General features: G+C 56.2%; 16 protein-coding genes. 2 read left to right on the top strand and 14 right to left on the bottom strand.

Going from position 1 to position 21,564, the window contains the following annotated elements:
* Positions 1-2 precede the first annotated feature (2 nt).
* Positions 3-281 carry a PspA-associated protein PspAA gene (gene pspAA, locus SE16_RS02425; protein ID WP_054493543.1) on the top strand — a complete coding sequence of 93 codons (279 nt, stop codon included), beginning with the start codon at positions 3-5 and terminating at the stop codon, positions 279-281.
* Positions 282-356: 75 nt separating this feature from the next.
* On the opposite strand, the gene SE16_RS15885 is transcribed toward pspAA, so the two are convergent.
* The 12 genes from SE16_RS15885 to SE16_RS02365 all read right to left on the bottom strand — a co-directional run bounded on the left by SE16_RS15885 (position 357) and on the right by SE16_RS02365 (position 13,954).
* On the bottom strand, positions 357-1,274 hold the full coding sequence (locus SE16_RS15885; RefSeq protein WP_054493544.1) for a glycoside hydrolase family 125 protein: 918 nt from the start codon (positions 1,272-1,274) through the stop codon (positions 357-359).
* 977 nt (positions 1,275-2,251) lie between these two features.
* A complete protein-coding gene (locus tag SE16_RS02415; RefSeq protein WP_054493545.1) occupies positions 2,252-3,349 on the bottom strand; it encodes an ABC transporter ATP-binding protein in 1,098 nt (365 codons plus the stop codon).
* Between the two features lie 18 nt (positions 3,350-3,367).
* Positions 3,368-4,183 (bottom strand): carbohydrate ABC transporter permease, encoded by an 816-nt coding sequence (locus SE16_RS02410; protein WP_054493546.1) that lies wholly within the window; start codon positions 4,181-4,183, stop codon positions 3,368-3,370.
* The gene (locus SE16_RS02405; protein ID WP_054493547.1) at positions 4,180-5,070 is read right to left on the bottom strand and encodes a carbohydrate ABC transporter permease; all 891 of its coding nucleotides are present in this window, start codon (positions 5,068-5,070) and stop codon (positions 4,180-4,182) included. Before SE16_RS02405 ends, SE16_RS02410 begins: the two co-directional genes overlap by 4 nt.
* Positions 5,071-5,154: 84 nt before the next feature.
* A complete protein-coding gene (locus SE16_RS02400) occupies positions 5,155-6,498 on the bottom strand; it encodes an ABC transporter substrate-binding protein (protein WP_054493548.1) in 1,344 nt (447 codons plus the stop codon).
* 114 nt (positions 6,499-6,612) lie between these two features.
* On the bottom strand, positions 6,613-7,422 hold the full coding sequence (locus SE16_RS02395; protein WP_060687148.1) for a YhfC family intramembrane metalloprotease: 810 nt from the start codon (positions 7,420-7,422) through the stop codon (positions 6,613-6,615).
* A 41-nt stretch (positions 7,423-7,463) separates the two neighbouring features.
* Positions 7,464-8,816, bottom strand: coding sequence for a BCD family MFS transporter (locus SE16_RS02390; protein ID WP_054491893.1), 1,353 nt, complete (start codon positions 8,814-8,816; stop codon positions 7,464-7,466).
* Between the two features lie 79 nt (positions 8,817-8,895).
* Positions 8,896-9,420 (bottom strand): AmmeMemoRadiSam system protein A, encoded by a 525-nt coding sequence (gene amrA, locus SE16_RS02385; protein WP_054491892.1) that lies wholly within the window; start codon positions 9,418-9,420, stop codon positions 8,896-8,898.
* Complete coding sequence (recJ, locus tag SE16_RS02380) at positions 9,417-11,114, bottom strand: single-stranded-DNA-specific exonuclease RecJ (protein WP_054491891.1); 1,698 nt, start codon at positions 11,112-11,114, stop codon at positions 9,417-9,419. The genes amrA and recJ overlap by 4 nt, the downstream gene beginning before the upstream one ends.
* On the bottom strand, positions 11,111-12,253 hold the full coding sequence (cofH, locus tag SE16_RS02375; protein WP_054491890.1) for a 5-amino-6-(D-ribitylamino)uracil--L-tyrosine 4-hydroxyphenyl transferase CofH: 1,143 nt from the start codon (positions 12,251-12,253) through the stop codon (positions 11,111-11,113). The genes recJ and cofH overlap by 4 nt, the downstream gene beginning before the upstream one ends.
* A gap of 64 nt (positions 12,254-12,317) precedes the next feature.
* Positions 12,318-13,472 (bottom strand): 7,8-didemethyl-8-hydroxy-5-deazariboflavin synthase CofG, encoded by a 1,155-nt coding sequence (cofG, locus tag SE16_RS02370; protein ID WP_082373895.1) that lies wholly within the window; start codon positions 13,470-13,472, stop codon positions 12,318-12,320.
* The gene (locus SE16_RS02365) at positions 13,469-13,954 is read right to left on the bottom strand and encodes a tetratricopeptide repeat protein (RefSeq protein WP_054491889.1); all 486 of its coding nucleotides are present in this window, start codon (positions 13,952-13,954) and stop codon (positions 13,469-13,471) included. Before SE16_RS02365 ends, cofG begins: the two co-directional genes overlap by 4 nt.
* Before the next feature lie 165 nt (positions 13,955-14,119).
* Between SE16_RS02365 and SE16_RS02360 the strand changes: the two genes are divergently transcribed.
* Positions 14,120-14,677: a hypothetical protein gene (locus SE16_RS02360; RefSeq protein WP_054491888.1), complete on the top strand. Its 558-nt coding sequence runs from the start codon at positions 14,120-14,122 to the stop codon at positions 14,675-14,677.
* A gap of 63 nt (positions 14,678-14,740) precedes the next feature.
* On the opposite strand, the gene SE16_RS02355 is transcribed toward SE16_RS02360, so the two are convergent.
* Together SE16_RS02355 and SE16_RS02350 are read right to left on the bottom strand one after the other, a co-directional pair.
* Positions 14,741-18,226 carry a diguanylate cyclase gene (locus SE16_RS02355; RefSeq protein ID WP_054491887.1) on the bottom strand — a complete coding sequence of 1,162 codons (3,486 nt, stop codon included), beginning with the start codon at positions 18,224-18,226 and terminating at the stop codon, positions 14,741-14,743.
* Entirely contained in the window at positions 18,223-21,561 is a 3,339-nt protein-coding gene (locus SE16_RS02350) for a diguanylate cyclase (RefSeq protein WP_160316929.1), read from the bottom strand. The genes SE16_RS02355 and SE16_RS02350 overlap by 4 nt, the downstream gene beginning before the upstream one ends.
* Positions 21,562-21,564: the final 3 nt, after the last annotated feature.

Raw genomic sequence — 21,564 nt, 5'->3', positions numbered from 1 at the left:
CCATGATTGTGCGCATTTCGACTGTAGGGCAGTACCGCGTGAGCGATGAGACGCTTGCGCGACTGAACGAACTGGACAACGACCTGGTGGCGTCCATTCAAGCAAGCGATGAAGCAACGTTCCGGCAGAAGTATCAGGCAATGCTCGAACTGGTGCAACGCGAAGGGGAGCCTGTGAGTGCGGATGAAATTTTGCCCAGCGACATCATTCTTCCCCCGCCTGACCTCTCGCTGGAAGAAGCGCGCGCGCTCTTTACCGGTGAAGGGCTGGTGCCCGGCTGAGCCACAAGGGGACGGGCAGAAGCAAACGGCGGCTACAAAGCCGCCGTTTTTGTTTTGCGATGGCAATGTGGTTTGTTATGTCAAGTTGAGTGTCAGAGCAAAGAGGAGGGCGGCATTGGGCCAAGCGAACCAGTGACGTGAGGTTGGTTGCCCCGTTGCAGGATCGCGCGCTTCCGGTAGCCCCCCATCGGCAAAAGCAGTGGCTTGCACACGCGCCAACACCCGCCTGATACGCCCTGCATCACCCATCAAGCGTGCTAACAACAGTTCTTGCGCATCACCCAACGGCCACGCCCCCGGCGTATGGCGCGAGCCCAAGCCGCCAAACGGACCATCGGCAAAGCCTTCATTCGCCGGCGAAAACGCAAAGGCCATCGTTGCCTGCCACACAGGATCGTTTGGCGAGCAAAAGCCCCACACTGGCGCCAAGAGAGTGGGGAAGTCATTGGCATCGTGATAAATGTGCACACGTCCAACAGCATCGGCCGCATACGCGAACAGTGTTTGCCCACGCCATTCCGTGGTGAACGTATCCCGAATGGCACTCGCGAGGTCTTCCCACCAGAGCGGTGGTGACGGTAACGGGAATTGCTGTGCCAGCCCCGCCAGGCGAGAAAAGGTGTACCACAGCAAAACAAGGCTGGAAAAATGGTAGGGTAATGGCATGGGGTCATCAGCAGGCGTTTCATCTGTGGCCACAAACGGAGCACCAGGTGCACGGCGTCGCTCAATTGCCGCCAAGACCTCAGCCACCACTGGCGCATACCGGGCTGCCAAAGCAGTCTCACCAGTCTGCTCCACCAAGTCCACCAATTCGAGCAAGGGATAGCATTGTTGATCGAGTTGGAAGACGGGATCTTTGATTCGCCCATTGCTGAGATAGGAGCGTCCCCAATACCCTTGCGGACGCTCCGCACGTTCAAAAAGCCAACGCACGTGAGCGGAGAGTATCTCTTCGCGCTGGGGCGCATTGCTTTGCCAAAGGGCTTGCATCAAGTAGTACGCGTCCCTTGTCCATGAAAGTGGCAAGATCATGTGGTCGGTCAACAGACAACAGGTGTCGTCCAGTGGCACAGCACAACAGGCTAAGGGATACGCTACAGCACGGTGCAAGCAAGGCGGCGAGTCCACATCTTCCTTGGGCACTTGCACGCTCAACCAAAAACGTCGCCAATGCGTTCCTGTTTTCTCTAGTAGGGGGATCACTTCTGCTATCGCTTGGCTCGCCGTCGTAGTGACCTCACCTTGCCCCAGCGTAAACGCTACTGCAAGTATTCCTTGCCCATTCGTTATTGGGCATAGGCCTTCCGCTCTCACGTGCACGCGTGTCGATTCAGATTGCATCTCCAATGTAGGCGAATGGCTGAATGCTATTGCAGATTCCATCTGTAAAACGGGGGAGACCACATGCAACAAAGGCGCTTCCCATGAGGCAAAAAGCGTGGCGTCAACCTCAGGCAAGATTCCCCCTTCTGTTAGCTGAGTCATCGCAGCACGCGTCAAACCAAGTGTGCCTGTCCAACGATATGGCCATTGCTTCACGTCCGCTGCATATGCTTCAAGCACCCAAACTTGGAGACAGAGGGCTTGTTCAACTGGCGGAGCAAAGGTGTAGCCACGCACTCGCCCGTGTGGCGTCTCCATCTCCACAACTGGAATTACATCCGCCAATAACCCAACACGCAGATTTTGGGCGGCTCCCCATTCCAGGCCAAATGTGGGCGCCTCGGGAGACGCCAGCCACGCACGATACGCACGTACTCGCGTTTGGTCATACCGCCATGTATCGGGGAAGGCTGCTACAGCCCCCAAAGAGACCGTGCCATGCACGGCATGGGCTGTGTTGATAGCCAACAACCGCCCATCATACGCAACGCTGAGAGCAACGCGTCCATTCCCCGTATCAAGCGGCTTGTAGGGGCGAGATTGATCAAGCCATCGGACATCTGTCCAGCGCATGGCGTCAACATTCATGCAGTTTCAGGGGGAGGTGAAAGCAAAGCCTGACCACTTTCACTATCAAACCAGCGCACTTTTTCAGGAACAAAGCGCAGCCAAATCGTCATTCCGGGTGAAAGGGATAGGTCAGCCGGCACATTGACTTTGAGCAAGTGCCCGCCACACTCTACCGTCAACAAATTATGCGAACCCAATGGTTCAACAACAGCCACCTCGGCCGGCAACCAATGCTCTTTGCGCTCGGTAGTCACTTCGATATTTTCAGCCCGAATACCAATTTCCACACGGTCTCCATGTAAGGCACGCCGCACTTCATCCGGAATCGGGATTTGCACATCACCGATGGAGGCGGCGCGCTGGTCATCTGTCAGATGCACACGCAAAAAATTCATTGGCGGATTGCCAATAAACCCACCCACAAATTTGGTGGCAGGATAATCATATACACGCGTTGGCTTGTCCAGTTGAATCAAGCGCCCGGCATTCATCACAGTAATGCGATCCCCCATGCTCATAGCTTCGACCTGGTCATGGGTCACATAGACAACCGTTGTCTGCAAACGGTTAAACAAGCGTTTCAGCTCGGCACGCATTTCCAGGCGCAACAAGGCATCAAGATTGCTCAGCGGCTCATCCATCAACAGCACATCAGATTGTACAGCAATCGCACGCGCGACCGCCACCCGTTGCCGCTGTCCACCGCTCAACTGGGCCGGATACCGTTCCAACAACTCCTCAATATGCATCAAACGTGCCGCCTCGTGAACACGCTCGTCAACAACGTGTTGGGGGGCCTTCTGCATTCGCAACCCAAAGGCGATATTCTCAAACACGGTCATGTGTGGAAAGACGGCATACGATTGAAACACCATCGCTATACGACGCTGGCGTGGCGGCAAGTACGTCACATCCCGCTCGCCGATAAAAATACGGCCCGACGTCACATCCTCTAACCCGGCAATGCACCGCAAAAGCGTGGTCTTACCACACCCACTCGGGCCTAACAGTACCAAAAACTCCTGGTCCTGGATATGCAGATCCACATCGTTTACGGCAACAACCGTGTTGTTGAATACTTTACGAACCCGTTGAATGCGAATATCAGCCATGTTGTGAGCCTCCCCCCTTTATTTCACCACTCGTCCCCAAAGGTTGAAGAGATACCGGCGGATAAAGAGCATGAAAATCAACGCTGGCAACATCAAGAAGAAACCACCCGCGAACTGGAACGGCAATGGTGATTCAGTGAGAACCGCCAGCACATGCGCCGGTAGCGTGCGATTGCGCAATGTCAAAATCGAAGCCGCGAAAACCTCGTTCCATGAAAGGACAAAGGTAAAAATTGCGGCTGCCGCTAACCCAGGCAACGTGAGGGGGAGCGAGATACGCCGAAAAGCGCCAAAGCGGCTGCACCCCAATGTCATCGCAGCTTCTTCCAATTCCTTGGGGACCCCGGCAAAGACGCTTGCCGTCACCAAAATGGTGAATGGTAACGCCAGCGCGGTGTGCATCAACGCAACGCTGAGGACTGTATCATACAAACCGATGTTCAAAAACGTTACGGCGAGAGGGACTGATAAAATGACGATAGGGAATGCACGCGTCGAAACAATGAGAATACGAAACGTATCACGTCCACGAAAAACATACCGCGCCAAAGCGTAACCAGCCGGCGCGCCTACAGCCATAGAGAGAACCAAAGTCAACAACGCGACAACAACGCTGTTGCGCATGGCTTCAACCGTACCGGTGAACCCCAAAAAGAATTGCAGTGTGTCTGTTGAAATGGGATTTGGGAAGAATGGTTTTGGATACGCCCGCACCCCTTCCCGCGTACTGAATGCCATGACAGTAATCAGGTAAATCGGCACCATCACCCAAGCAGCCATGATGGTTGCCAAGGCATAGACAAACAATCGGCGAAGAGAACGCTGCCACTTCATAGCACCATCTCCTCAGGTGTGCGCAAAAAACGCAAATACAGCGCAGTCGTCGCGATTGAAAGAATCAAGATCAAGCCTGCATAGGCTGCCGCAACATGGGGATTACGTAAACTTACATACCAGTCAAAAGCCTCTTTGGCGAGTACAGTTGCCCCACTTCCAGCTAATGCCACCACAACAGCAAAGGCTTGAAAAGCGAGAATCGTGCGCAAAATAAGCGCGACCTGCAAACTCGGTTTCAACAAGGGCAAAATGATTTTCGTCACACGATCATAGAGACCGGCGCCAAAAACCTCGGCGGCTTCCATGTATTCATTGGGAATAGATTGCAAACCAGCAACCAGAATCACCATCACAATGGCTGTCGCTCGCCACACCTCAGCTAACACAATTGCAGTGATAAGCCAAAAACGCTGATTCGGGGCTAGAAAGATGAAAGGGCGATCCAGAATACCCAAGTATTGCAAAATGGTGTTGAGATAACCGCGCTGAGTGAAAATAGCGAACCAAATGATACCAGCTGCAAGGTCAGAAATCGCCAGTGGAACAGCGTAAAAGTAGAGGAAAACGCTCGATCCTTTCAATTTGGCATTGACCAAAAGCGCCATGACAACCGCGAAGAAAAATTGCAAAGGTAAAATCGCTACAATGAGGAGAAGCGTTGTGCGCAGCGCTTCACCAAAACGGGCATGCGTCACCATCGTGCGAACAAACTCCAACGTAAAGGCGCCACTTTCATCCACAAGCGCCAAACGCAATGCCTGAAGCATAGGCCACGCAAAAAAGAGTAGTAAATACACAAAAGAGGGAATGAGCAACAGATACGGTTCCCAACGGCGAATTTTGTACGACCAGTGTAAATCGCGAACAGGGGCATGTTCAGTCATGAATGATTGCCTCCATCTGGTCAAGTCAAAGACAAAAGGGCCGGCTTATCCTTAGAAAAACCGGCCCTTGTTGTCCACATGAACTTACTTCACCTGGCAAACACCATCGCTTGGCGGATCGGGTGGCCAGCAGGGCGCACCGGCTGTATTGAGAATCTCTTGCAATTTGTCGCCTTCTTCTTGCAGCACAGTTTGAATGTCTTCACCATTGATGATAATGCGCAAGAACGTATCCTTGTACACCTGGTTGAAGGCATTGTTCTGCTCACCCAACCCCACTGGCAACAACGCGGGTAAAGCATCCGGTGCGGCGGCCTGTTTCGCAACCGCCTCACCCTCGGCGCGAATGCCTACATCAATATCCTCAGGCAAGTCGCCCGCTACCACCGGGAAGAAGCCAATTTGACGCAACGTTTCGGCCTGAACCTCTGGCGTGGTCAGGTATTTGATGACCTCTTCCGCCCCAGCCTTGTTGGGGGCAGATTTCGGAATTGCCAATCCGGCCAGCACGGGCATGAAACCACGCCCCTTCGGTCCAGCAGGAGCAGGGAACGCCACAAAGTCATCCGGACGCTCACGGAACGCTTCGATGAGGCGCGCAGTATGGTCAAACGCCACCCAAACCTCACCACTCAGCAACGGCTCCTGCATGAAGGAGTAGGTAGTTGATTGCGGATTGGTGTACTTCCAAATTTCGCGGAACTGTTCCCACATTGCCACCGCTTCAGGTGAGCGGAAGCCGGTGACCATTGTCCCCGTGTATGAAGGATAGAGATACCCTTCCAGGAAGCGGTGGAGCAAGCCTTTATCACCCGCGGGGAAACCAAGCTTCGCTTCGCCCGTTGCCTCGTAAATGTTTTTGCCCCATTCGAGCAGTTGTTCCCACGTCAGCGCATTGATATCAGCACCTTCGGGCAAGTATTGCAATGCTTCTTTGTTCGCAGCAAAAATGTACGTTGCCTGCATCCACGGGATGTACTTCTGCTCGGTGGTCCCCAATTTCCCCAATTCGACAAATTGGTCAGGGAAACCGCGATCGGAAAGCTCGTTCAGAAGGGGTGTCAAATCGTCAAGCTCGTTCGTCAGTGCGGCAAAGTCGCCATGCAAAGCCCCCAACAGGCTGACTTCCCCTTTGCCGGTCTGCACCTCGGATTTCACACGGTCAATGAAAACACCAGTGTCTTCAGCAATGAATTCGACTTCAACGGGGGCATTCGCAAGAATGTTGTTGCGCATTTTCTCCTGTTCTTCAACAGGACGCGCCTGGGTTGAGAGGAAGATCACAGGACCGGTTGAGGTTTGCTCGGTTTGACTCGTTTCGCCTGTTTGCTCTTCCGACGGTTCTGATTGTCCGCCGCCACAGGCACCAAGCACGAGTGCGAGCAGGACAATAAGGAACAGCGGTAGCCAACGTTTCAGATGTTTCATAGGTTCTCCTCCTTAGTAGAACTCTCTGCTGGCTTCTGCTTCACCTCCTGTTTGTGTGGAATTGGAGTCGCATTGTGAAGAGCTAAAAAGATGGCTATTGCAGTCGTTTTTATTCTAACAAGCGCTTTCGGCGCTGTCAATCGTCATCTGCCCGGCCGTGAGCACCCCACGCAAGCGCCCAATCCCCCATACACTGGCGAGTGTCGCGATTGTCAACGCCACCTCGACCGCAAGCGTAGACTCCGTGAGCCGCAAAACCGCCAGCGCCAGCAGGTTGAACAGTCCATGCCAGCCCACCGCCAGCCAGACGAGGGCGCGGCGTTGCTGACGCACCGCATGCACAACCAGCAAGGTAAGCGCCACGTGGAGCGTCATGGCAAGAACACGCTCCCACAATCCCAGCAAGGGCGCCCAGGCGGGGAGTGTGCGCACTGCTTCGATTTGCTGGCGCACGGCGTCGGCGTCCTGGGGGGCGAGTGCGCTAAGTTGCGCCAGAATCGTATCGCCCATGAGCAGCAAAACGAGCGTCCCCAGCACATTCAAACCGACCAGCACAATGGCTTCGATGCCCCCATGCCCCAACCCGAACATAACGCCTTCACGAAAATCGCGCACACGCTTGGCCAAATACTTCAAGAAGAACCAGCGCCCCCACTCCTCGAACAGCCCCGCCGAGAAACTGAGCACCACCGCATTGAACGCCCACACAGCAGGCGATGATGGCGAGACATCCACATCGCGCAACGCCATCGTCAGCAGGGTGAGCAAGGGCAAGCGCAAGATGAGTTGCGAAACGGTGAAAGTCGCCACGCCAAAAAACCAGGCTTGCCACGTTGCGCCGCTTCGCCGCCGCCACCAAAACGCCACGGCGAGCGGTCCGAGCACCACGCCAACGAGTTCAACCAGAAAGAAGAGTAGCAGCATAGATATCTCCCATGAAGGCTAAGCCTGGTTTGCCAACAGGCTCATGCATCCGCGAGCGCTTCAAGCAAATCGCCCGTCTCAACGCGCGTGTCGGGCGTGACGAAGGCGGCCACGTTGACTCGCAGGAGCAGAACCGCAGCCAGCATAATCCCCAACGCCTCACACGCAAAGACCGTTGCGTATGCCGCGGGGAACGCTTCAAACAATGCTACCGCGCCATCACGTAGCAACCCGCCCGCTGTGATGCCTCCACCTCGCGCCAACAACTGAATGACCGTCCAGAGCGCCAGGTAGGTGCCCGCTTCTTCATCGCGGCTCATGGCCATCAGCAACGCCACGCCACCGACGGTGAAGACGCCAAACGCCAACCCGAAGATGAAGAGCACAACCGGAATGAGCGCGGCGTGCCGCGTGTAGGCGACAAACGCTAACGCGACCAACATCACCGCCATGCCAACCAGCCCCCACAGCGTCGTGCGTGTATGCTGGTGCGGCAACCAACGGCGGGTTGCCGCCAGCGTTGCCATCATCGCCAGCAAGACACCCGTGCCCCAGTAGGCGTTGAAGCGTGTGGTATCGCCCACACTCAACCCAAACACATCACCGCCAAACGGTTCGAGCACGCCATCTTGCATAAACGCGAAGAAGCCCGACACCCCCAGAAACAGCGCATAGCGGCGCGTCGTTTGGTCGCGCCAGAGACGCGCCAATTGGCGGCGCAGTGTGCCCAGCGTCGGCGGGGCGGCCTGCGCTGGTGTGGGCGCTTGTGCGCCGCGTCGTTCTTCGCGCCAGATGGCAACGAACCAGAGCACACCGGCGCCGATGACCGCCACCCAGATGAGGCGCGTGAAGGTATGCGGCTCATAGGAAGGGAGCAAACGCGCATAGGCAATCGGCACAAAGGCAAAACTCGCCACCAGCATGAATTGCACAATCCCCATGACCTTGCCGCGTGCATGGTACGGGGCGCTGTCATGCACGAGCGCCAGAAACGGCGCGCCCGAAATGAGCGTGCCGGCGCCGTAGAGCAAGAACGCCAAGAAAGCGGGCAGCCAACTCGCCCACGCACGGGGAGCGGCGGCAATGGTGAAGGTCGCCCACGGCAAAAGCAGAAGCGAAACGAGCATGAGTGCGCGCCCCAGCCAGATGTAGGCGGTGCGATAAAAGCCCAACAGCGGGCGTGTATCGGAGAGATACCCCGCAAGCAGGCTCAGCGGCGCGAGCAAATAGCGCAGGCTGGTGAGCAGGCTCACCGGCGTCGCCGGTACGCCCAACTCGACCACCAGCAAACGATTCCAGACCGCGGACGTGATGAGGTCGGTCAGTGAGGCGCCCGCGTAAAACAGACCGAGTTTGAACGCATGGGTGAGACGGAAACGTTGAGGTGTGCCCATACTTGCGCAAATCTCCTCATTGTTATCGAAAAGTGCGCGCAAGTATAGTCAAAATACGGGCAGAAGCAACGCCCTGTTTTCATTCGGAAAAACGCAACACTTCAAAACGGTACAGGTCAACCGGCGTTCCAGGGCGAATACCGGCTTTTTGCATGGCAATGGCAACTTGCGTTTCGACGTCGTCCACGCCGGGCAAGTCGGGCAAGAGCAAGCCGCGCAGAAGCCCCTGCTGAACAATCACGCCGTAGCGGCGCGGGTCCAGGTCGTCAAGCGAGGCCACACGTTCGGGGGGTGAAAGAACGTCCACTTTGATGCGCAAATTGGGCAATTCACTCGGATGCACAGGCACAAAACGGGGGTCGCGCAGGGCGGCGGCAAGTGCGTTCATGGCGATTTCTTCCGCCAATGTGGCTTGGGTTGGTTCAACCGTGCCCACACACCCACGCAGTTCGTCGGTATCGCGTTTATGCAAAGAGACGAAAGCCCCGGCGCGCGCCGGCAAATCGGGCGGCAAGGCAATGTCGGGCACATGAATGACACCGTCGTTGTAGAACCGTTCCAGTGTTTCGCGCGCAATTTGGACGGTCGGGTGTCCAGCGCTCATAGGCTATCCTCCTTCGATGGGTGCATATCGAGAATGCGCAAGGTAATGCCATCATACAAGAGATTGGCGCTGGTATCAATCGAATAGACAATATCCACAAACGGTGGCATGCCTGCGCGCCATTGTTCAGCCTGATTGAACGCAATAGCCGACCAGGTACGCCCTTGCTCGTCGCGCAGGCGCAGGCGAATGTGGCGTTCATCGTGCCCGACAAGAGTAGGCAGTTCCACCTGCAAACGTGTGGCAAGAAAAACGGGAGCGGGGTTGCCCTCGCCAAAGGGTTGCAAGCGCTCAAGCCAATCGAGAAGTTCCGGGGTAATGTGGTGCGGCGCGAGCGGCGCGTCAATGGTCAATACCGGTGTGATGTCAATTTTGGAGAGCGAAAGCGCCAGATGTTCGCGCAGGCAAGCCATGAACGCTTCGGCGTTCTCCGCGGCGACACTGACGCCAGCCGCGGCGCTATGCCCCCCATAGCGCCTGAGCAGGTGCGCGCATTCATCCAGCACGGCGGTGATGTTGAGATTGGGAAGGGGATTGCGCAACGAGCCACGCCATTCATCCCCCTCCGCATGCAAGACCAGCGCCGGGCGGTGGAAGCGTTCCGCCAAACGCGCGGCAACCAGCCCCATGAGCCCTGGATGATACGATGCGCCGGCAACCGCAATGAGCGGGCTGTCGTCGTCCCCCAGGTGCGCCAGGGCTTCGGCTTCGAGGGCGTCGGTGCGGCGGCGGCGTTCTGTGTTGATGGCTTCCAGACGGGCGGCGAGGTCGGCGGCTTTGGCGGGGTTGGTGGTGCGCAGAAGGTGGTAGGCGAGCATCGCGTGGTCGAGCCGTCCGGCGGCGTTGAGCCGCGGCACAACAACAAAAGCCAGGGCTTCGGCGTCGAGGGTGTGGGCGGCGCGGCGCGCCTGTTGCAACAACGCCAAAACGCCCGGTCGCGGGGCGGTGCGCAGGCGCTCCAAGCCTTCGGCCACCAGCGCGCGATTGAGCCCACGCAATGGCACGATGTCGCCCACCGTGCCAATCGCCACCAGGTCGAGCAAGGCATCGGCGGAAAGCGATGCGGACGGCGCTTGCGCCAACAGCGCGGAGGCCAGCATCCAGGCCACGCCCACGCCAGCCAGTGTGGGGTCGCCGGGGCACTCATGACGGCGCGGGTTGACAACCGCCACAGCAGGCGGCAGGGTTTCATCGGGAATGTGGTGGTCGGTGATGACGATGTCCACTCCCAGGCGTGCGGCTTCTGCGACGGCCTCATGCGCCCGAATGCCGCAATCCACACTCACCACCAGCCGCACGCCATGCTGGGCCATGCGCCGAATGGCGTCGAGGTTCAGCCCATAGCCTTCATCCACGCGGTGGGGAATGTACACATGCACCTTCGCCCCCAACGCATGCAAGGTTTGCCCCATGAGCAAGGTAGAAGTGATCCCATCCGCGTCGAAATCGCCATGCACCACAATATGCTCGCCAGTGGCGATAGCGTGCTGAATACGTTCCACCGCACGGGGCATGTCCGCCATGCTGAGCGGGTCGAACGGCGGGCGCTGGTGCGCCAAAAAACGCTGCACGGCGGCGGCGCTGCGCACGCCACGCCGATGGAGCAGGCGCGCTATCAGCGGCGGCAGGTCGCCCAGTGCGGCAAGGTCTTGTTCGGGCGGCGTGTACACCTGCCAGCGGGCGGGCGGCTTCATGCGTACACCTGCAAAATCTGGTAGAGGGTGGTGCGCTCGGCGGGCACGCGCCCCAAATCGCGGATGAGGCGCTGGAACGTTGCCGGGCTGGTGTACGTACCGGCGGTGGTGCCGGCGGCGCTGGAAATGCGTTCATCGTGCAGCGTACCGCCAAAATCGTTTGCGCCGGCGCAGAGGCACATTTGCGCCATTTTGTAGCCCAGTTTCACCCACGACACCTGGATGTTGGGAATATCGTTGTTGAGCATCAACCGCGCCACAGCGTGCATTTTCAAATCTTCCATGCCTGTGGGACCGGGGCGTGCGCCGTCTTCCAGATAGAGCAATGTTTTTTCGTGAATGAAGCCCAGCGGGACAAATTCGGTGAAGCCGCCGGTTTCACGCTGAATGCGGCGCAACAAATCCAGATGGCGCGCCCAATGCGCGGGTGTGTCAATGTGTCCGTACATGATGGTCGCCGTGCTCCGCAAGCCCACGCGGTGCGCTGTTTTGATGATGGAAACCCACGCTTCGGCGCTCAATTTGTTGCGCGTGAGGCGGCGGCGCACATCCGTATCCAAAATTTCGGCGGCGGTGCCCGGAATACTGCCCAAACCGGCATCTTTGAGGCGGCGCAAAAAATCTTCGTGCGATATCCCCAAGCGCGCGCTCCCGTACTGAATCTCGAACGGTGAAAAGGCGTGGATGTGAATCTCCGGCACGGCGGCTTTGATGGCTTCGACCAATTCAAAGTAGATGGTGGCGGGGAGTTTGGGGTTCAGCCCCCCCTGCATACAGACTTCGGTACAGCCCCAGGCGCGGGCTTGGCGGGCGCGCTCGACGACTTCCTCGATGGAAAAGGTGTAGGCTTCGGGGTCATGCAGCGGCTTGCCAAATTCGCAAAACCGGCACCCTGTGTAGCAAACGTTGGTGAAATTGATGTTGCGCGTCTGAACGTATGTAATCACGTCGCCCACGGTACGGCGGCGCAGTTCATCGGCAACCGCCACAAGCGCCCACAGGTCAGCCCCTTGCACGCCGAACAGATATTCACCTTCTTCGACTTCAATTTCGCGCCCTTCAAGCGCCTTCTCCAAAATATACGCCGTTTGCGGTTGAATGGTGCGGAACAACGCCTCGAATGAAGAGACTTCAAACATGGGTCGGCTCCTCTCTGCCAATTGTCAACGCCCTTTGCATGGCTAGTTCGTGCTGGTCTGGTGTTTACGCCATTGCATGCTGATAGCGTTCAATGTGCGCCCGCATCCGTGGGTCAACAAATTCATGTCGCGCGGCAAATTCGGGATAGATGGCGAGGCGTTCATGCAAAGAAAACCCAAACGCCGACGTCACTTGCGCCAATTCGGTCAATTTGGGCCAGGGCGCTTCAGGGTTGATGTGGTCGCGCGTCACGGGCGAGACGCCCCCCCAGTCGTTGATGCCCGCCAACAGGTACATGCCATAGGCGTCGGGTGTGAGGTTAGGCGGCGCTTGAATGTTCATCTCGCCGCCCAGGATGAGACGCGCCACGGCAATCGTGCGCATCATGTCAAACGCCGAAGGTTCAGGGTGGTTGGCAAAGCGAATGTCCGGCTTGGCGCGGAAGTTTTGGATGATGACTTCCTGGATATGCCCATAGGTGGCGTGAATGTCGGCAATCGCGAAGAGGGCGTCCACCCGTTCTTCGGGGGTTTCGCCAATGCCGATGAGAATGCCGGTAGTGAAGGGGATGCGCAGTTCACCGGCTTCACGCAGCATTTGCAAGCGCACAGCGGGCACCTTGTCGGGGCAGCCATAGTGCGCCTGCCCACGCTCCAACAGGCGCTCGCTCACTGATTCCAGCATGATGCCCATGCTCGCACTGATGGGGCGCAGCGCCGCCATTTGCTCGCGTGTGAGAATGCCGGCGTTGATGTGCGGCAACAGCCCCGTTTCTTCCAACACGAGTTCCGCCATGGCGCGCAGATACTCGAACGTGGATGCGTAGCCCAGGCGGGCAAGGTCTTCACGGGCGCGGGCGTGGCGCTCTTCGGGCTTGTCGCCCAGGCTGAACAAGGCTTCTTTGCACCCATGCGCCGCCCCCTGCCGCGCCACCGCCAGCACTTCATCGAGAGTCATGGTGTGGGCGCGGGGGTCGTTGGGGGCGCGGGCAAACGTGCAGTAGGCGCACTTGTCGCGGCACAAGTTTGTGAGCGGGATAAAGACTTTGCGCGAGTAGGTGATGCGCCGCCCCTTCATGCGCGTGCGCAACGTTGCCGCCGCCTGAAAGAGTGCCAGGGCTTCTTCGCCGGTTGCACGAATCAGGCGATAGGCGGTTTCACGGTCAATAGGGGCGCCGCTTTCCAGTTGTCCCAGAAGTCTGAATGGTGTGATGCTCATTTTTCATCCTGTGAAGGGAGATGATTGCGATGTTGCAAAACCGATTGGACAGCGGGGTGTGTTTCGGGCAAATCGCGCCGCAAAATAGCCAGGGCGCGATCGTAGTAGGCGCGGGCGTCGTCAATGCGGTTCTGCATGGCGGCGACGTGCCCCAACCCCACATAGACACCCACCAAGCCCTTTTCATGGCCGGCTTCTTCATACGCAAAGAGCGCACGCCGAAAATGGCGCGTCGCGATGTGGGGTTGCTGGCGCTGCAAGGCGATGTTCCCCAGCCGCACATGCATCGCGCCTACGCCGCGCACGTCTCCAATTTGGCTATAAGCGGCAAGCGCGCGCACAAAATGGTGGGTGGCTTGTTCTGGCTCGCGGCGCTGCAACGCCTCGTCGCCTGCGGTGTGGTGCAAACGGGCGATTTCGGCAAAGTCGCCCCGCGCCTGCGCTGCACGCAAGGCGTGCTGAAACGTGGCTTGGTCGGTCATAGGTTGCTCCTGCTGATTGGCTGATGTGATGCATGGTAGCACGTTTGGGCGCGTCGAAAAGTTGATTTGGCGCGCTGTTTGGCGGAGTTTGCAACTTTCTTCAAAATTGAAGCGTAGTCAAGTGAAGGGTGTATGAATGCCAACCGTGAAAAGAGGAGGTAGACGATGAGCGAGGAACGCCGGGACGAACAGCAAAACAAGATTGATGTGGTCGCCGAATTGCGTGAGTTGGGTCAGCAAATTGGTGAAGCGATGCAAGCCCTGGCGGATGAGTTGGAGGATTTGGTGGAGGATGTGGCGAAACGCGAGGAGGTGCAACGCTTGCGCGAACAAGCCGCAAAAGCCGCTGAGCGTGTACGCGACCCCGAAACGCAAGAAAAATGGCGGCGCGAATTGGTGGAAACCTTCCGCGACTTCTCCGAAAGCCTGACAGCGGCGCTGGAACGTGTCCGCGCCCAACGCGCTGCTTCCGGTGAACGCGCCGCCGATACCGCAGCATCCGAAGGGGAAGGCGCAGCCGTCGCCAGCGAGACCAAAGCCACGCTTGAAGAGGTTGCACGGGCGGCGGAGACGTTCGCGGCCGGCGTTGCACGAGCGATGAGCGCATTGCTTGGCAAAGCCGCCGAAACGCTGAGTGAATTCGCTGAACGGACCGGGCAACGCGAGGTCAAGCCATCGGCTGAGGAGACAACACCAGCACAGGATGAAGAACCACAAGGCTAAGCCGCTACGCCCTCCCATCAAACCCGAGGCGCTTCCGAGTGCCTCGGGTTTTTTGTGGCACTCTCACGTATCAGACGTGTTCTTTTCTGCGCCATTCAGGGCATCTGCAAACATCTGGCGCTCCACCAACACCGCCACCTCTCGCCAAATGTCTTTGGCTGATTGAGCGGGACGCTTCACGTCAGATTGAGGGATCCGCACATGTGCACGAAGCACATGTGCTGTTGCATCCATCATATCGGTGGGGATTTTCGCCAAAAGATGCACTATTTGCATTTGCTCATCTCTTGTCGCTTCATGCCACAGCACGACCAAGGCCACCAACACTGCCATCCAGCGCATGGCCTCATCCGTGATGAGACGGAAACCACCCTGCGAAACAAAAAGATAGAGGCTGAGCATGGCTTCCTGCCAACGTTGCTGCAAGGCGAGGGTGTGCGTATAGCGCAACAAAAGGCGCATACGGGTTGCATAACTGATTCGCTGGTAGGCGTCTTGTATAATCTGAGCGTAGAGCGCCGCGGCTTGTTCATACTCTTGCCAGATGAGAAGGAGACTGCCCATCTGTTCATACAACTGGACGCGCCCATACACATGCCCCAAGCCTTCCACATACTGAATGGCACGCAAAAACCATTCGCGCACGGATAAGATATAGCCATCTTCTTGATGCAATGCATGCAACAACGCCGCTGCCTCAACAACCTCATGCGGGGCGATACCCTGCAAAGCCGCCTGAAATGCCTGCTGTGCCAGAGAGGCCGCCGACTCTGTATGCTGGTTGTGCAATGCGGCGCGCGCCTTCAAAAGGAAAAACCGGGCGCGCATATGCAGCGGCATTTCTGGATGGGGCTTCAAGGTGGACAAAATGGTCTGCACCTGTCCATGCGCCCCCATCGCCCACAATGCTTCCGCGCGTGTCAGCAATGCATCTTCCAAAAGCGCCCCCCGCAGAAAAGGCGCGGCTTCTTCCAACAAGGGCAATGCGGCTTGTGGTTGGCGCATGTGCAGCAACATACGCGCACGCCAAACGTGCAAATGTGCCTGCTGAAAAGGTGAGGCGACTTGTGCAGCCGCGCGCATAAAAAGGTCGGCGCCTTCGGTGACATTCCCCGTTGTCAAAAACCAACGCGCAAGGCGCTCAATCACCTGCGCCGCTTCTTCATCATCAAGCCAGTCAACATGGAACAACAACCACTTCCAAAACGGCGCATCAAGCGCCATGGCTCGCAACCAAGCCTGGGTCTGCTCCGCGTGATAGTGTTGCGGCGGAACGGGAAGCGCCCTGGCGCCACGCTGGGCTATCAGGCGGCGGTATTCTTCCATCTGCTCAGGGGACGCATGTTGCGCCTGGATATAGTCGCGAAACATTTCGTGCATGACGGCGCGTTTTCCAACCACGTGCAAAAACGCTCGCTCGACCAAGGCGGAGAAAAAAAAGGGCGTCACGTGGATACACTCTTGAAGCAACTGCGATGACATAGGGACAGGCGCTGCCGCGAGAAGCCGCAAAAACGTATGTTCTTCGGCTGAAAATTGCTCCCAAAGAAAATTCAATACAGGTGTTGGCGAGGGGCGCGCACCTTGTTTGCAGGTCTGCAACATGGCATGCCACTCATCAGGGGTGTGAAAATCCACCCACATTGCCAAAAGCCGAATGAGGAAAGGGATACCACGTGTACACAAGACAAGGTCGCGCCAGAGTTGCCACTCTTTTCCAAATGCGAAACGCTCATATGCGTCGCGTGCTTCGTGGATGAACATCAAAACAGATTCAGCACGATCAATCTCGTGCAATACGGCGGTCTCAGGCGGCAAAGCAAAGGGGGGCAGGAAAAAGACAAACGCTCCGGGCACATCAAGCGGCTGGCGGGCAAGCGCCAGAATGCGCACCTGGCTCAGATGGGCCTGCAAACGGGCAAGCAGCGAGGGGACCTCTTCGTGAATATCAGCCCCATCAATGACAAGGAGAGACGTATGCTCCGACAAGAGCATATACACTTGCCGCCACACATCATCTGTATCAGGTTGAATGCCAAGCGCATGCAGAATGGCATACGGCAGTTGGTGGGCGTCTACACACTCGTGCATATCAACGAAGATGGCGCGCCAACCGGTTTGCACCACCAATTCGCGGGCGAATTGCTTTGCCAGGCGCGTTTTGCCAATACCGGGGGGACCAACCAGGGAAACAAACGCGTGGTTTTGCACCTGTTGCGTCAGGTGTTTGATTTCAGATGCGCGCCCAATGAACGTATTTGCTTCAACAGGTATGGAATTTTTTGTGGGTTCAGCAAACAAAAGCGACTTCAAAGAAGCATCTAAAGAGACTTTGGTAATATAGGGCGAAGCAACCCAATGTTCGCCATTGAAGGCTAAAAGCCCATAGGCGGAGAGTGTTTCCAAACATGCAGAGGCAGCGGCGGGTTTTCCCCCACTTTCCTGAAACAGCCACTCAACAAATGCGTGCTCTGGTTCGTGCAAGAGCGCATGTCGCAACCATACCGTCAGACCTGCCTTTGATAACGGTGCGAGGGTCACGCTCTCGCGCAAGTGAGCCTGTTGCCGGAGAAGCCGAAGCGTCATCGGCGCGGCTGGCGCGTAGGCGATAGCCACTTGCGGGATAGTGCTCTCGAACAAAGAGACGAGAGAGCGCACCGAGCCGGAATCCAGCATATGGGCGCCGTCAATCGTGATGAAGAGGCCTTGGGCGTGCTTATCACGCACAAATGCTTCAATTGTTTCGGCAACGTGATGCCGCCCCAAAAACGTATCCGCCAGTTTGGGGATGCGTTGCTGTGCCGAGAGAAACGCGCCGTAGATACGGTGTCGGCGTGGTTCATGCGCGTGAATATGAAGCGTTGTGTAGCCTTGCAAGCGTGCGAGTTTAGCGGTTTCTTGCAAAAAGCGGGTCTGCCCGCAGCCGGCTTCGCCGTGTACGGCAAAAAGCCCACGCCGTGCCTGGGGCATTGCCTGCAAAAAAGCGCGAAAAGCGCTCATCTGGGCATCACGTTCAATCAAGCGACTGCTGGCGTAAAAGCGCGCTGAAACAGTTTCCGCGTCCTGCTCTGGTCCCACCAATTGCGCCCGCCCACGCCGCTTGGCTTCATAATGCCGCGTATCAGCCACTTGCAACAACGTTTCGACCGTGTCAGCGTCATCTGGGAAGAGCGCCAAGCCGATACTGACCGAGAGCGACAGAGGGGGTGTCCCTGGAATCGGTGTTTCGGCAACACTGGTCAGCATCCGCTCTCCCAACACACTCGCTTCCGACGGGGAGAGCCCTTCAGCCACAACAACAAACTCATCGCCGCCATAGCGGCAGAGGATATCTCCGCGTCGCAACACGTGGCGAATGCGGCGAGCAAATTCGCGCAAGGCTTCATCGCCGCGTGCATGTCCAAAGGAATCGTTGATCACTTTGAAGTGGTCAAGGTCCATCAAAAACAAAGCCAACGTACTGCCGGCTGCTTTGCAAACATCAAGTTGCTGAGGCAATATCTCGCGCAAAAATACCCGCGTATATGCTCCTGTCAATGCATCAATCATGAAAAACCTTTCTCTTTCATATGCGCTAAACGCCACAAACGCAATAAGACTTCATCAAACAGTGCATCCACTGTTGGAGGTATCTCGTCAGATGGTTCAGATGCTGCCAGAATATGCGCAACACGCGAATGCACCAGATGAACAGAGCGCGTATCCATGGTCAGCGCGCGCGCCAATTGTCTGGCTTCATCGTGATGCCCTGCACCTTCAAATAAACACGCAATACCAGCCAAAACTTCGTTGCACATGACCCAAGCATGTATTTCACGCGCCAGTATGAGTGCGCGATACCACTCAAATGCCGCTTGGGCAAAATCCCCGCACAAACGATGAATATCAGCGATAGTATCCAGCACACTCACGATACCACTTCGATAATGAATCTGTTCCGCAAGCGCCAGCGACTCCTGCGCCATTTTCAATGCGTCTTGCAATTTTCCCTGGTGGTATAACGCACTTGCCAAGTTGTTCAATGTGGTTGCCCGAAATCGAACATCTGACTGCTCCTGCTCAAGCAGTGAGAGGACTTGCCGCAAATAATGCTCGGTTTTTTGAAAATCCTGACGCAAAAAATAAATACCACTGAGTGCAGTAATCAAACGCATGCGAATCTCAAGATGCCGAGCAACATAGTCAGACGCAAGCAATCTGTGCGCTAGCTGCTCACTTTCATCAAATCGCCCTTCTCCCATCAGGTAGAACACGCGATTGATGCCGAGCTCGATATGGAACCCCGTCCGCTTGTTGTTCTCCTCCAATGTTGCCGGCGTCCATCTTTGCAAGGCTTGTTCGGTAGCATCAAAAAGTCGAAGCGCTTCCTGAGCATTCCCAAGACGATATTCTAAAATCGCCTTAAAGTACAAAACCATTGCCTGCATTGAAACGGGAAATTTTTGCTTTTCCTGGAGAATATACTCAACACTTTGTAACATCTTCTGCATAAAATCCAAACGTTCATACCCCCCCAAATACCGCATAAGGGGCTCAAAAGCGGGATCCCACAACGCCACCTTTTGATGAGCATGCGACCATTCCCATGCAGCCACAATATCAGGCAAAACATACTCAATTTGTGGAAGTTTTAAATGCTCTTTTGTGGAAATATGTGTTTGCACGAAGGCCGCAAAGTATTCTGCATGGCGTAAGCGATACATTTGCATATCCCGTGCAAAGGCGGGGGTTTCCCGAATAATTTGGCGTAGAACATAATTCAATTTGAAATATCCTGGGGCTACACGATAGACCAGGCGATGCGCTTCTAACATTCGCAAACGAAAGGGGCTAATCCCTACAATACGTTGCGCCGCTTGCGCTGTAAACGCCCCTTCAAAAACAGCCAAGCCCTGCACGATATCGCGAGTCGGCTCATCTAAAATATGACGCCAATAATACAAGTGGGCATCAACCAAATGCGCGAGTATCGTTTGCTCAGCATCGGGAGTTCCCTCTCCCTCAAAAGCGATACGCTCTCCACTCAGCAATTCAATAAAAGCCGTCATACCTTTTTGTTCGATATACGCGCCCCATAGTTTCAACAAATCAGGTGTGATAGAGGCAACTTGCATGGCTGTTTTCAGCCATTCACTGGTACGTTCGGGAAATGGCGCACCTTGCAGCTGTTCCAAAAAGAAAACGCCTTCTTCTGGCGTCAACGTCTGAACGTTGAAAAGATACCAGTCGCCGGGCACACTCGAAAGCTGTCTTGTTTCCACGAAGATACGAGCGCGAGGCAAAAAATTGCCAAGCCACTCCAAGAAAGCGAACGTCTCTTCCTGTGTTCCAGAACCATTGAGGAGAGCAACAACACCATCAAAATGTTGTACCTCCATAGGCAACAAATATCCCAACGGTTCTTGTCGCAAGCGCATATACGCCGCGTGTATGACGTTCGCACGCATCTCAGGAGAAGCAGAAAAAGGCAAGGCGCATTCCAACAAAGCCTTCTGCTCACGCTCAGCAATCTCACGCGCAACTTGCGCAAGCAACATGCTCTTGCCAACCCCTTTTGCCCCACTGACAACAATACGTTTGTGCGTTTCTCCAAGTGCACTCAGAGCATGAAACGCGTTGAGCGCAATAAATTCCTGCTCTGAGGAACTGTTTGGCACAATCGGTTCAGAAATGCTGCGCGTCTCCCACTGCTTCAAAGCATATTGCACGCGGCGCGCGGTGATAGCCGGCAAGCCTTCTCGACGACGGCGCTCATCAAGTGGGTGCCCCGTGCGAAGAATCTGGGCAAACGCTGCGACGTTTTCCAAAGCGCCTTCTGTGAGTGTGTAAATAGGGGTACACCATTCTACTGCTATGTTCCCAAATTCGGCTACAAGCACCTCTTTGAGTACATCAGGAGCAAGCGGCTTGGTCTGAACCCGCACGTGTGCTGGAAATACAGGCCGTTCTGGGGAGAGGGTTCGTGTGGTCAGTATCCGCAACCGTGAAGGCGATACCAACTCCAAGAGTTCAAGTAAACGGTGAGCACTGGCGGCATCTATATGCTCAATCTGCTCAATCACAAAAAGCACAGGGGTTGTCTGTTTTTTCACCCAAGCGTATACGTCATCTATGCCGAAGAGTGGTTTCTCTCCAGCCTGTTCCATCAACTGAAAAAGGAGCGCATATTGCCTGGGCTGTGCCGCTCGGAGTGCACGCGCATGAAGCAGACGCCAACCAGATTGTACCGCCATGCGCGCCAGCATGGTCGCCAAGCGTGCATATCCACTTGCTTTTGCTCCTTCAATTTCAAAAATTGGGCTCCGTTCACTGAGCAACCACACACGAAAACGGTTGACGGCTTCCTCATGCGCTCGAAGCCACGCCGCTTCAAGCATCTGGCGAAAAGAATGGTAGCCGTCTCGCGAGACAACTTGTGCACGCCCCGCCTGCTTTGCGCAAAACGTGCGTTCATCCGCCAGGCGCAATATCTGCTCAAGCGTGTCGCCCTCTTCTGGAAAGAGGGCAAGCCCCATGCTCAATGTGAGGGAAATCGAGCGGCCATCCACTACAAAGGGGGTTGCCTGAATCTCCGCTAACACCCGCTCCGCCACCAGGTGCGCTTCTGACAAGCCAATTCCGGGCATCAGCAGCACAAATTCATCGCCCGCATAGCGCACAAGCACATCGTTTTGCCGCACGCTGGCACCCACAACAGATACAACGTGCCGCAACACCTCATCGCCCACGTGGTGCCCAAAAGCATCGTTGATACTTTTGAAGTAATCAATGTCGAAGAAGCAGAGCGCTATATACCCTTGCGACGCCAGGGTTTGCCAGAGTGCAGGCAACCCTTCACGCGCATATGCTCCGGTAAGAGTATCACGTGGGATAGGTTGGTTCAAACA

Source organism: Ardenticatena maritima, from assembly GCF_001306175.1.
GTDB classification, from domain to species: domain Bacteria; phylum Chloroflexota; class Anaerolineae; order Ardenticatenales; family Ardenticatenaceae; genus Ardenticatena; species Ardenticatena maritima.
The sequence above is the reverse complement of the archived record's forward strand: the minus strand, read 5'-3'. Positions and strand labels throughout refer to the sequence as shown.